The following is a 12,192-nucleotide window of genomic DNA, read 5'->3' on the forward strand; positions in this document are numbered from 1 at the left end:
CCGCCGGTGGTCAGGGCTGCGGCAGATGCGGCCGCAGCACCGCCTCGACGAGTCCGAGCTGCCGCGCCGGCTCGGTGACCGATCCGCGGGTCACCCACTCGACCTGCTGACCCGACGAGATCGACAGCAGCAGATCGACGACCGGCTCGAGGGGGGTGCCGGCCGCGAGCTCGCCCGCGGCGACGGCCTCGCGCAGCCGCTCGGCGATCGCGACGCGCCACTCCCCGTCCACGCTCGACACGGTGGAGGCGAGCGAGTCGATCACCGCGACCCGGCCCCAGAACGAGACGACGAGTCGCGCCTCCGCTCGGGTCACCGCGTCGAGCGGGAGGATCTCGGTCATCATCGCGCGCAGCGCCGCCAGGCCCGAGAGTCCGGCCGTGCGCTGGGCGATCCGCTCGTTCGTGCGGCGGAACACGACGTCGAACGCGCCTGAGAGCACGGCGTCGAAGTTCGGGAAGTAGTGCCAGAGCGAGCCGGTGGCGACGCCCAGCTCGGCGGCGATCGCGCGCGAGGTGGCCGCCTCGAGCCCGTCGCGATCGGCGATCCGCAGCAGGGCCTCGACGATCGCACGGCGTCGGGCGTCGTGGTCGACGATCTTCGGCATGACCCCATTGTCGGGGCGCGGAGGAGCAGGCCTCGCCGGTCGCCGACGTTAACGCGACCGTAATCAGACCGAAACGGTTATTGAGCGCTGGCTCAATAACGTTGCGCACGACGCTTCCCGATGCTCCTCCCGGGACGCGCCCCGCTCCTCCCGGCCCCTGTCCGCGCCGGTTCCGCTGCTCCTCCCTCAGCCCTGGAGGCTCCCATGGTCATGCCCGTCGACACCCTCGTCGCCGAACCCGTCCGCCTGCGCGGCTCGCTCGGACCCACCGCGATCGTCTTCATGGTGATCGCCGCCGCCGCCCCGCTCACCGTCGTCGCGGCGAGCCCGATCGGCATGGCGCTCACGAACGGCGGGGGAGTCCCCGCGAACTACCTGATCGCGGGCGTCGTCCTGCTGCTCTTCGCCGTCGGCTTCACGACGATGGCGCACCACATCAAGGACGCCGGCGCCTTCTACTCGTTCATCGGAGCGGGCCTCGGCCGGCTCGTCGGGAGCGGTGCCGCGTTCCTCGCCCTCTTCACCTACCTCGCGATCCAGACCGCGATCTACGCCTTCTTCGGCTTCTCGACCGCGGCGCTCCTCGACTCCCTCGGCCTCGGCGGGATGCCGTGGACGCTCTGGTCGGCGCTGGCGATCGCTGTGGTCGGACTGCTCGGGTACCGCGACATCGACCTCTCGGCGAAGGTGCTCGGCGTGCTGCTCGTGCTCGAGGTCCTCGTGATCGTGGTCCTCGCCGTCGCCGTCCTCGTCCGGGGCGGCAGCGGGACCGAGGGTGTCACGGTCGCCTCCTTCTCGCCCGCCGTCGTCCTCTCGGGCCCGGTCGGGCTCGGCGTGATGATGGCCTTCGGCGGCTACACCGGCTTCGAGTCGACGGCGATCTTCCGCGACGAGGCGCGCGACCCGAAGCGCACGATCCCGCGAGCGACCTACGCCGCGGTGATCGCGATCGGCGTCTTCTACACGCTCGCCACCTGGGCGCTCGTCGTCGCCTGGGGCACGGGCGGCCTCCAGGGGCTCGCGCTCGAGCACACCGGCGATCTGCTGCAGCTCACCGCGACCACCTACGTCGGCTCCTGGCTCGCCCAGGCGATCGCCGTGCTGCTGTGCACGAGCCTGCTCGCCTGCGTCATCTCGTTCCACAACGTGGTCAGCCGCTACCTGCACTCGCTGGGGCGCACCGGCCTCCTCCCCGCCGGTCTCGCCGGCACGCACGCGGCGCACGGGTCTCCGCACCGCGCCTCCGTGGTCGTGACCGTCGTCTCCGTCCTCCTCCTCGTCGTCTGGACCGCGAGCGGCTGGGACCCGCTGCTGCAGGTCTTCACCTGGATCTCCTCCGTCGGCGCGATCGGCATCATCCTGCTCTTCGTGCTGGCCTCGGTCGCGGTGATCGGCTTCTTCGCCCGCACCCGCCTCGACCGCCGCGCCTGGAACACGGTCGTCGCCCCCGTCCTCTCCCTGGTCGGCCTCGTCACCGTGCTCGTGCTCGCCGTCACGAACTTCCCGACCCTCACCGGTTCGACCGACCCGGTGCTCAACACCGCGCTCGCGGGCAGCGCCGTCGTCGCCTTCGCCGTCGGTCTCGCCGTCGCGCTCTGGGTGCGCCGCGCCCGGCCGGCGCGGTGGGCGCTCGTCCGCTTCGACTCCCGCGACGACTCCGCCGCCGATACCGCCGCCGACTCCGCCGCCGACTCCGCGCGGCCCTCCCGCTGACGTCGGTCTCCCGCCGACCCCTCCCGCCGACCCCTCCCTCCTTCCCTCCCTCTCACTCTGGAGCAGATGATGACCTCGACCACCGACACCGCCCTCGCCGTCTGGACGCCCGTTGCGACGCATCCGCTCGACGCCCTGCACCCGGCCGAGATCGACCGGTTCCGGGCGGCGCTCGACGCGGCGGGACTCGTCGGCGAGTCCACCCGCTTCGCCTCGGTGCTGCTCCGCGAGCCGCACAAGAGCGCCGTGCTCGCCTTCGCGCCCGGCGACGCCGTGCCGCGCGAGGTCACCGGTCTGGTCACCGACCTCGCCGCCGGCACCCTCACCCAGGTCGTCGTCGACCTCGTCTCGGGATCCGTCGCGGCCGACCGCCTCGACCCCGCCGTCACCGGCTGGGGGCCCTCGCTGAACGAGGACTTCCCCGCCGCCGACGCGCTGGTCAAGTCGGACCCGCGATGGGTCGACGCGCTGGCCCGCCGCGGAGTCACCGAGCTCGACCGCGTCCGCACCGTCCCGCTCTCGGCCGGGGTCTACGGCTACGAGGACGAGGTCGGCGTGCGCGTCTACCGGGTGCTCGCCTTCTGGCAGGAGTACCCGACGGACTCCGTCTGGGCGCACCCGATCGACGGAGTCGTCGCGCACGTCGACCTGTCGAACGGCCGCGTCCTCCGCGTGGTCGAGACCGACGTGATGCACGTGCCGCAGGAGTCGGGCGACTACCTCGACCCGGCCGTCCGGGGCCCGGAGCGGACGACGCTGAAGCCGATCAGCATCACGCAGCCGGAGGGCGTCTCGTTCGAGCTCGACGGCTCGGTGCTGCGCTGGCAGAACTGGGAGGTGCGGATCGGCTTCAACGGCCGGGAGGGGCTCACGCTGCACCAGCTCTCGTTCGAGGACCAGGGCCGCAAGCGCCCGATCATGTACCGCGGCTCGATCTCGGAGATGGTCGTGCCCTACGGAGACCCGACCCCCACCCACGCCTGGCAGAACTACTTCGACGTCGGCGAGTACCAGTTCGGCCGGCTCGCCAACTCGCTCGAGCTCGGCTGCGACTGCGTCGGCGAGATCAGCTACCTCGACGCGGTCGTGGTCGACGACCTCGGCGCGCCGACCACGATCCGCAACGCGATCTGCATCCACGAGGAGGACGCCGGGATCCTGTGGAAGCACACCGACGACTTCTCGGGCACCAGCGAGACCCGCCGCCAGCGCCGCCTCGTGATCTCGTTCTTCGTCACCGTGGGCAACTACGACTACGGCTTCTACTGGTACCTCTCGCTCGACGGCACCATCGAGCTGGAGAGCAAGGCCACCGGCATCGTCTTCGCCTCCGGCCACCCCGGCGGCGACTACCCGTACGCCTCCGAGCTCGCCCCCGGCCTCGGCGCACCGTTCCACCAGCACCTCTTCTCGGCCCGCCTCGACATGACGGTCGACGGAGTCGCGAACGCGGTCGACGAGATCGAGATCCAGCGGGTGCCGACCGGCCCCGGCAACCCGTGGGGCAACGCGCTCGGCCGCCGGGTCACCCCGCTGGACAGCGAGGCCCGGGCGCAGCGCCTCGCCGACAACGCGGTCGGGCGGGTCTGGAGCGTGCGCTCGACCGAGACGACCAACCGGATGGGGCACGCGCCGGCCTACGTGCTGCACCCCGAGGGCCGGCCCGTCCTCGCCGCGGCCGACGACTCCTCCGCCCGCGCGCGCGCCGGCTTCTCGGCGAAGCACCTGTGGGTGACGCAGTACGACCGCGACGAGATGTGGGCCGCGGGCACGATCGTGAACCAGAACCCGGGCGGCGCGGGCCTGCCCGCCTACGTGCAGGGAGACCGGCCCCTGATCGGCCAGGACCTCGTGCTGTGGCACACCTTCGGCCTCACGCACTTCCCGCGGCTCGAGGACTGGCCGATCATGCCCGTCGACACCGCTGGCTTCGTGCTCAAGCCCGACGGGTTCTTCGACCGCAACCCGACGCTCGACGTGCCGGCCGTGGTGGGATCGGCGCACTGCGCCCCGGAGCACCACGCCGGGCACGACGGTCACGGGCACGGCGGTCACGGGCATGACGGTCACGGGCACGGCGGAGACGCCGGCGCCCACGCCGCGGACTGACCCTGTGCCCCCGCTCCTGACCGCCGCGATGCTCGGGTCGACGCTGCTCGCCGCCTGCTGCACCGTCGCCGACCCGCACCGGCCGGGGCGCGCGCGGATGCGGATCGCGTCGCTCGTCATGCTCGCCGCGATGCTCGACGTCACCCTGATCGGCGCGGTGCTGCCGCTCGTCTGGGCGGTCGCGGTGATCGTCGCGGGAGTGTGGGCGGTGGCCGCCGAGCGGGGCGGCTCCCGGGCCGACGCCGGTCTGCGCGCGCACCGCGGAGTCGCGGCGATCACGATGGGCGCGCTGCTGGTCGGCCACTCGGGAGGCGGCTCCGGTCACGTGCACGCGGCGCTCGACGCGGGCCTCGTCCTCGTCGCGCTGGGCGGAGTCGTCGTGATCGGAGGCGTGCTGCTGACGGTGTCGCGGCTCGGCAGGCGCACCGGGCCGCGCGAGCGCCTCGTCGCCCTCGAGCCCGCACTGATGGCGCTCGCCGTCGGGGCGATGCTCGCGGCGTGAGGGCGGGGCGGCGCTCGAGATCAGGCGACCGTCAGCTCGACCACCGCGTCGGCCAGCCCCTCGGACGACACCCGCACCGTCACCGCGCCCGGCCCCGTGGGCCGCACGATCGCGAGCGCGCGCCCGTCGAACGTCGTCCGGGTCGTCGCGTCGAAGCGCTCGGTCGTCGCCGGCGCGCCGGTGCCGTAGCCCGCGAGCACGCCCGCTCCGTCGACCGCGACCGTGACGGCGCGGTCGTCGCCCGTGATCAGCACCCCGTTCTCGCCGCGCAGCTCGACGGCCACGAACGCGAGGTCCTCGTCGCCCGCGTCGAGCGCCGTGCGGTCGGCCGAGGCGACGAGCCGCGCGGCGCCGGTCGCCGTCCGCAGCGTCGATCGGCCGGTCTCGACGCCTCCGCGCAGGGCGACCGCCGTCAGCGCGCCCGGCCGGTACGTCGTCTCCAGGCTCGCCAGCATCGGCCGCACCCCGCCGACCGCCGCGCGCGCGACCTCGACGTCGTCCAGGAGCAGCACGACCTCGTCCGCATCCGCCGCCACCTCGACGGTCACCGGGGCGCCCTCCGATCCGGGCCAGGTCCACGAGGAGACGGAGTCGCTCCACGCCCACGGCGACTGCATCGTGATCGTGTCGCCGTGGTGCTCGGGGCGCAGCACCGCGATCGCGGGCTCCGCGCGCAGGCCCCAGACGATCTCGCGGTAGTACGAGACCGGGCGCCGGCTGCCGGTGATGTCGAGGTCTCCGCACCAGGCGGTGAGGTACGGGAACTCGCGCTCGAGGGCGCCGTTGGCCGCCGGGTCCTCGGCGTACGAGGTGGCGCCGATGCCGACCTCGCCGAGGTAGTCCCAGCCGGTCCAGGTGAAGTCGCCGATCACGTTCGGGTTCGCGAGCACCAGCGGCCACAGCTCGCCGATCCGCGAGGGGAAGGTCTCGGAGCCGACGATCACCCGGTGCGGGAACGCCTCCGCATCCGCCGCGTAGCGCCCGTCGGCGTAGTTCAGGCCGAGCACGTCGAGCACCGAGCTCGACTCAGCGGTGCGGCGGGTGACCGCGTCGGAGGAGCCGATCGCGCTCATCATGTCGGCGCCCGACTCGCCCATCAGCTCGTTGAGCCCCTGCTCGGCCCGGAGGATGTCGTCCAGCTCGTCGAGGACGGTCAGCGCCGCGTTCACCCCGTTCGTCACCGGCCGGGTCGGGTCGAGGGAGCGGACGTGCTCGGCGAGATCGCGGGCCTGGACGGCTCCGTGCGGGGTGCCGGCCTCGACGATCTCGTTGCCGATCGAGTACATGATCACGCTGGGGTGGTTGTAGTCCTTCGCGACCATCGACTCGAGGTCGGCCCGCCACCACTGCGCGAAGTCGAGCGCGTAGTCGTAGTCGGTCTTGCCGCGCGCCCACATGTCGAACGCCTCGTCCATCACGAGCATCCCGAGGCGGTCGCAGGCGTCGAGCATCGCCGGCGAGGCCGGGTTGTGCGCGGTCCGGAGGGCGTTGAACCCCGCCTCCTTGAGCAGCTCGATGCGCCGGTACTCCGCGCGCGCGATCGACGCCGCACCCAACGGGCCGTTGTCGCTGTGGAGGCAGGCGCCGCGCAGCAGCACCGGCTCGCCGTTGATCCGCAGCCCCTTGCGCGGGTCGACGGTCACCGTGCGGATCCCGTGGACCGTCGTGACCGCCTCCTCGCCGATCGTCGTCGTCGCGGTGTAGAGGTGCGGCGCGTCGACGCTCCAGAGCGCGGGCTGCTGCACGTAGAGGCGCTGGCGGACCACCGCGGTGCGACCGGGGGCGACGGTGACGGGCGTCCGGTCGCTCTCGACCGCGAGCGCTCCGGAGGCGAGGCTCGTCTCGACCGTGCGGTGCGCGGTGACGAGGCCGCGGTTGACCACGCTCGTGGCGACCTCGACGACGGCCTGGTCGTCCTCGACGCGCACCGTGGTGACCCGCACGCCGTCGGGCTCGATGTGCACGGCCTCGTCCACGTGCAGGAGCACCGGCCGGTGCAGCCCGGCGCCCGCGTACCAGCGCGTGTCCTGCCCCGAACGCACCTCGATCCGCAGGGTGTTGGCCGCCCCGAAGCGGAGGAACGGGGTCAGCTCGACGAAGAAGCGCGCGAAGCCGTCGGCCCGGTTGCCGACGAACTCGTCGTTGAGGAAGACCATCGCGTGCCGGAACGCGCCCTGGATCTCGAGCCGGACGACCCGGCCCTCCCACTCGGCGGGCGCCTCGAACGACTTGAGGTAGCTGAAGGCGCCGGCAGGGTAGTAGGCGGCGCTGCCTCCGCCGGGAACGCCGGCCGAGCGCTCGGCGTCGCGCAGGGCGTCGTGCGGGAGCGTGACCGCGACGGAGTCGCCGTCGGCGCCCGTTTGCGCGGCGGCGAACGGTCCGCGAGGGGCCCTGACCGTCCAGTCGGAGGTGAACGGGATGACGGTCATGGCGGATCCGATCGGGGTGCGGGGGTGGCGCGGCGACGAAACGGTTTCTCTGTGTTTCTGCGCTCTGGCAGCCTAGGTGCGGACGGGCGGAGCGGTCAACGACGCCGTTGTGAAACAGTTTCCTCCGCGGCGGGGGTCGGTCTCACGCCCGCAAGTGGCGCGTCTCGAGGCGCGCACCGGTCGTCAGCGCGTGCGGCCCCTCCGCGCGTCGTCCAGTGGCAGCACGACGTGCTCCTGCAGGTGCTGGTAGACGACGGAGGTGCGGACATCCGCGACCTCGCGGCGCTGGGTCAGCTCGTCGATGACGAAGGCGTACAGGTCGTCGTTGTCGCGGACGGCCACGTGGAGGATGAAGTCCTCGTTGCCGGCCGTCACGAACACGCCCACCGTCTCGGCGAGGCCGCCTACCCAGTCGCGGAACGACTCGATGACCTCGCGCGACGGCGGCCGGATGCGGACGGCGATCAGCGCCTGCACGCCGCGACCGATCGAGGCGAGATCGACCGACAGCGTCGCCCGGACGATGACGCCGCGCGCGCGGAGGCTCCTCGTGCGGTCGAGCGCGGTGGTCGGGCTGATCCCGCCGGCGGCGGCGAGGTCGCGGTTCGTCATCCGTGCATCCGACTGCAGAATGCGCAGAATCCGGATGTCGAGCTCGTCCAACGCGGCTCCGCGGGCGTTCCACTGGTCGTTCATACGGACATCCTGCGGTGCGGTTGCTGTGTCGCCTAGCTTTCGGTGCGCACGCCGCACGATTCGAGGAGACCCATGACCGAGCACGCCCACCCCGCCGTCGGCTTCGCGCCCGACGAGATCGACACCTCCGCACCGACGCGCGCCGCGCGGCTCAAGTGGGTCGTCGTCGTCGACGAGGCACTGCCCGCGGGTCGCGCCGTCAACGCCGCGATCTGCGTGAGCGCGGCGACCTCCGCGGGCGTCGCGGGGCTCCTCGGGCCGTCGACGCCCGACGCGTCCGGTGTGACGCACCCGGGCATCCCCTGGGTGGGCTGCACCGTGCTCGCGGCCGATGCGGCGACCCTCCGCGCGATCCGGGCGAAGGCAGTGGCGCACGACGGCACGTTCGTCGCCGACATGCCCGCCGAGGCGCAGGCCATCCGCGTGTACGACGACTACCGGTCCGTCGTGGCGACCATCGAGGAGTTCGACTACCTCGCCGTCAGCCTCGTCGGGCCGAAGAACCGCATCGCCAAGCTCGTGGACCGTCTGCCGCTGCTGCCGTAGGGGCGGTGTGCTTCCTCCACAGGTGCGTCTCGGGCGTGAGTCGTCCGGTTCCGGCGGTGGGGCCGGTCGGGGAGCGGTGATCCCTGCTTCGATTCCCGTATGGATGGAACAGGGTCGGTGGAGGCGCAGCTCGGCGCGGTCGAGTCGCTCACCGAGCTCGCCGCGCGTGCGGGCTTCTCCTCGGCGCAGCTGCTGTTCACGAGGGCCACGGCGCTCCACCTCGCGCGTCGCGCGGCGCTCGAGATCCCGGACGCGTTCGCGCGGGGCGGCCGCTACTCCCGCAGCGAGTCGCAGGAGCTGGTGGAGCGGTCGATCCGTGCAGAGCTGGCGGTCGGGCAGGGGATGACGGAGCGGATGGTGAAGCGGAACCTCGAGCTGGCGCGGCTCCTGTTCGAGGATCTGCCGCTCACGCGTGCCGCGCTCGCGGAGGGGCGGCTGCTGTGGGAGGCGGTCGAGGCCATCTGCGACACCGCCGCCACCCTGCCCGCCGAGGCACGCGGCGAGCTGGATGCGCGCGCGATCGAGGTCGCGCTCACGACGAACCCGGGCCAGCTGCGCCGGGCGGTCGCACGGATGCGCGACGAACTGCACGACGACCCCCTGGCCGCGCGGCACGCCCGCGCCCGCGCCGATCGCGCGGTCTGGGTCGGTCCGAGGATCGACGGCATGGCGACGCTGAGCGCGCTGCTCCCGGCGACCGTCGTGATGGGCGCCTACAGCCGTCTCGACCGCATCGCCCGGGCCCTCCGCGCGGGCGATCGCGACGGCGTCGGCACGGACGACGAGCGCACCGCGGACGAGCGCACGCTCAGCCAACTGCGCGCGGACGCCCTCGCCGATCTGCTCTGCGACGGCGACATCGCGGGCACCACCCCGGCCGGCGACGGCTCGGCGGCCGCTCCGACGTTCGTGCCGGGAGTGCGCGCCGAGGTGCGGTTGACGCTCGCGGCGAGCGCCGCCTCCGGAGCCGACGACGCTCCCGCCGACCTCGACGGCTACGGCTCCATCCCCGCCGACGTCGCGCGCGAACTGGTCGGAGTCGGTGCCTCCTTCACGCGCATCCTCACCGACCCCGACACCGGCCTCGTCGCCTCCGTGGGCCGCACCCACCGTGTCCCGCCGTCGCAGATGCGCCTCCACCTCCAGCTGCGGGACCAGACCTGCCGCTTCCCCGGGTGCACCCGGCCCGCGTCCTCCGCAGAGGCGGATCACACGATCGAGTGGCGCAACGGAGGCGAGACGGCCCTCGACAATCTGGCCTCGCTCTGCACGAGCCACCACCACGTCCGACACGGCGACCGCTGGACCTACGTCCTCCATCCCGACGGGACCGCCGACTGGACCACCCCGACCGGCCGACGCGCGACCACCCGACCGGTCGCGCTCCCCGGACGACCGCCCGCACCACCGCTGCTCGACGATCCACCGCCGCCGTTCTGACGCGCCCGCCCGGCCGAGCGCCCTGAACCCGACCCTTCTCGCCGGAGCATCCCCGTCAATTGATGATCGCGCCCCGCTCGTCGGCGCGTAGGGCCGCCAGCCGCTCGCGCCAGGAGCGCAGAGCCTCCGGAGTCAGCCGCGGCCAGTCGGTGATCTCACCGACGATGAGGAGGGGCTCGGTGCTGCGGTACGACCGGGTCGGGTTGCCCGGGAACTTCTTGTCGGTGACGTTCGGGTCGTCCTCGAACGCCCCGGTGGGCTCGACGGCGAAGACCCGCGGCTCCGCCTCGCCGGGCGCGAGCTCGGCGGCGAGACCCGCGCCGGCGACGACCGCGGTGAAGTAGACGTGGTTCATCACCACCTCGGGCCGGTAGTTCGAGCGGAAGCCGGCCGTGAGGAGATCGCCGATCCGCAGTCCGGCCCTGGTCCCGTGGAAGAACGGGCCGTCGTCGTGCGCTGCGCTCATGGCGACAGCGTAGGGCGGCGACTCCCGCGGGGCCGGCTCGAGATGTCGGGTGGGAGTCAGCTGCGGAAGACCGACCACTCCTTCGCGTCGTAGCGCACCGCTGTGCCCGCGACATCGAGGAGCCAGCCGTCGACGTCCCGCGCCTCCACCTGCCCGATCGCGACCTCCGTCACCCACCCGCTCCGGGTGTTGCGCCACCGGATCAGCTTCACGTGCCGCCCGAGCTCGTCCATCCGACCGTTCCTGTCCGCCATCTGCTCACTCTGCCCGGAGGCGGTGTCGCGAATGCGCTGTTGACAGCGACGGTCCCCGTCCGAAGGGTGTCTCCTACACTCGGACGATGCGCCACGGAATCGTCATCCTCCCGCAGGAGCCATGGACCAGCGCCCGCCGCAAGTGGCAGTCGGCGGAGGGCCTCGGCTTCGACCACGCGTGGACCTATGACCACCTGTCGTGGCGCTCGCTCGCCGACCAGGTCTGGCACGCGACCGTCCCGACGCTGACCGCGGCCGCCGTCGTCACCGAGACCATCCGCCTCGGCACGTTCGTGGCCTCGCCGAACTTCCGTCACCCGGTGCCGTTCGCGAAGGAGCTCGCGACCCTCGACGACATCTCCGGCGGCCGCTTCGTGCTCGGCGTCGGCTCGGGCGGCACCGGCTTCGACGCCGGCGTGCTCGGCCAGCCCGCGTACTCGCCGCGCGAGCGGCACGAGCGCTACGTGGAGTTCGTCTCCGCCATCGACGAGCTGCTGCGCCACGAGACCCCGGGATCCGGAGGCATCGACATCGACGGCGACTGGTTCACGGCCCGCGGCGCCCGGATGGTCGGCGAGCCGGCGCAGCGGCCGCGCCTGCCCTTCGTACTCGCCGCGAACGGCCCGAAGGGGCTCGCGCTGGTGGCCGAGCGCGCCCAGGGCTGGGTCACCACCGGACCCGAGGGGACGACGAGCGAGGAGTGGTGGTCGGCCGTCTCCGCCCTGGGCCGCCGCCTCGACGACGCACTCGAGGCGGTGGACCGCGACCCGCGCTCGCTCGAGCGCCACCTCTCCCTCGACTCCGGTCCGCACTTCTCGCTCGAGAGCGTCGCCCGCTTCGACGAGATGGCCGGGCGGGCCGAGGAGCTCGGCTTCACCGACGTGATCTCGCACTGGCCGCGCGCCGAGGGGATCTACGCGGGCGACGACGACGTGCTCTACGACGTCGCCTCGCGGTTCTAGCGCGATGCGGTTCCGCACCGTCGCGCGACCGGGCACCCTGATCGGTCTGGTCAGCGCGGCGGTGATCGCGCTGCTGTACCTCGCCTCCGTCGTCGGCTGGGCGAGTGACGGCCGCGCGCCGGCGTCAGGCTGGGTGGCGATCACGACCGCCGCGGTGGTCGGCGCGCTCGCGGGCGGAGTCGCCGTCGGCACTCAGCGCAGGCTCGGAGCACCGCGCGTCCTGGCGCCGCTCCTCGCGCCGGTGCTGGTCGCTCTGACCGCGGTCGCGGTCTCGATCGTCGCGATCCCGTTCGATCCCGACGGCACCGCTCGCCTGACCGTCGCCGTCGCGACTCCGTTCGGCATGGTGGCGGTCGCCGTCGCCACCGCCCTCGTCGCCGTCGGCTCCCGATGGCGCGCGATCGGGGCCGTCGCCGCGGCGATCGTCGCGGTCGCGCTGGTCACGGGCCTCGTCGCCGAGTAGTCGGG

Annotated in this window: 12 protein-coding genes; 7 read left to right on the forward strand and 5 right to left on the reverse strand. The window is 73.1% G+C overall.

The genetic code is table 11. The features are described 5' to 3' along the window. Positions 1 to 10: 10 nt before the first annotated feature. Positions 11 to 607: a TetR family transcriptional regulator C-terminal domain-containing protein gene (locus GSU68_RS01935; protein ID WP_159905445.1), complete on the reverse strand. Its 597-nt coding sequence runs from the start codon at positions 605 to 607 to the stop codon at positions 11 to 13. 210 nt (positions 608 to 817) lie between these two features. On the opposite strand from GSU68_RS01935, the gene GSU68_RS01940 reads away from it, so the two are divergent. The 3 genes from GSU68_RS01940 to GSU68_RS01950 all read left to right on the forward strand — a co-directional run bounded on the left by GSU68_RS01940 (position 818) and on the right by GSU68_RS01950 (position 4,931). After that, on the forward strand, positions 818 to 2,320 hold the full coding sequence (locus tag GSU68_RS01940) for an APC family permease (RefSeq protein ID WP_244259359.1): 1,503 nt from the start codon (positions 818 to 820) through the stop codon (positions 2,318 to 2,320). A 69-nt stretch (positions 2,321 to 2,389) separates the two neighbouring features. Continuing rightward, positions 2,390 to 4,429, forward strand: a complete 2,040-nt coding sequence (locus GSU68_RS01945; protein WP_208544629.1) for a primary-amine oxidase — start codon at positions 2,390 to 2,392, stop codon at positions 4,427 to 4,429. 4 nt (positions 4,430 to 4,433) lie between these two features. Continuing rightward, on the forward strand, positions 4,434 to 4,931 hold the full coding sequence (locus tag GSU68_RS01950; RefSeq protein ID WP_159905448.1) for a hypothetical protein: 498 nt from the start codon (positions 4,434 to 4,436) through the stop codon (positions 4,929 to 4,931). 20 nt (positions 4,932 to 4,951) lie between these two features. On the opposite strand, the gene GSU68_RS01955 is transcribed toward GSU68_RS01950, so the two are convergent. Continuing rightward, a complete protein-coding gene (locus GSU68_RS01955; RefSeq protein ID WP_159905449.1) occupies positions 4,952 to 7,360 on the reverse strand; it encodes a glycoside hydrolase family 2 TIM barrel-domain containing protein in 2,409 nt (802 codons plus the stop codon). Between the two features lie 183 nt (positions 7,361 to 7,543). Beyond that, the gene (locus GSU68_RS01960) at positions 7,544 to 8,056 is read right to left on the reverse strand and encodes an Lrp/AsnC family transcriptional regulator (RefSeq protein ID WP_244259360.1); all 513 of its coding nucleotides are present in this window, start codon (positions 8,054 to 8,056) and stop codon (positions 7,544 to 7,546) included. A gap of 72 nt (positions 8,057 to 8,128) precedes the next feature. Here GSU68_RS01960 and GSU68_RS01965 point away from each other — a divergent pair, with 72 nt between their 5' ends. Beyond that, complete coding sequence (locus GSU68_RS01965; RefSeq protein WP_159905450.1) at positions 8,129 to 8,602, forward strand: DUF2000 domain-containing protein; 474 nt, start codon at positions 8,129 to 8,131, stop codon at positions 8,600 to 8,602. Between the two features lie 99 nt (positions 8,603 to 8,701). Continuing rightward, on the forward strand, positions 8,702 to 10,042 hold the full coding sequence (locus tag GSU68_RS01970) for an HNH endonuclease signature motif containing protein (protein ID WP_159905451.1): 1,341 nt from the start codon (positions 8,702 to 8,704) through the stop codon (positions 10,040 to 10,042). Between the two features lie 55 nt (positions 10,043 to 10,097). On the opposite strand, the gene arr is transcribed toward GSU68_RS01970, so the two are convergent. Both arr and GSU68_RS01980 read right to left on the reverse strand, forming a co-directional pair. Beyond that, positions 10,098 to 10,508 carry an NAD(+)--rifampin ADP-ribosyltransferase gene (gene arr / locus GSU68_RS01975; protein WP_159905452.1) on the reverse strand — a complete coding sequence of 137 codons (411 nt, stop codon included), beginning with the start codon at positions 10,506 to 10,508 and terminating at the stop codon, positions 10,098 to 10,100. Between the two features lie 56 nt (positions 10,509 to 10,564). After that, positions 10,565 to 10,762, reverse strand: coding sequence for a hypothetical protein (locus GSU68_RS01980; protein WP_159905453.1), 198 nt, complete (start codon positions 10,760 to 10,762; stop codon positions 10,565 to 10,567). An 86-nt stretch (positions 10,763 to 10,848) separates the two neighbouring features. Between GSU68_RS01980 and GSU68_RS01985 the strand changes: the two genes are divergently transcribed. Both GSU68_RS01985 and GSU68_RS01990 read left to right on the forward strand, forming a co-directional pair. Continuing rightward, positions 10,849 to 11,724 carry an LLM class flavin-dependent oxidoreductase gene (locus GSU68_RS01985; RefSeq protein ID WP_159905454.1) on the forward strand — a complete coding sequence of 292 codons (876 nt, stop codon included), beginning with the start codon at positions 10,849 to 10,851 and terminating at the stop codon, positions 11,722 to 11,724. A gap of 4 nt (positions 11,725 to 11,728) precedes the next feature. Continuing rightward, positions 11,729 to 12,187, forward strand: coding sequence for a hypothetical protein (locus tag GSU68_RS01990; protein ID WP_159905455.1), 459 nt, complete (start codon positions 11,729 to 11,731; stop codon positions 12,185 to 12,187). Positions 12,188 to 12,192: the final 5 nt, after the last annotated feature.

It is taken from the genome of Rathayibacter sp. VKM Ac-2759 (assembly GCF_009834225.1).
Lineage (GTDB): Bacteria > Actinomycetota > Actinomycetes > Actinomycetales > Microbacteriaceae > Rathayibacter.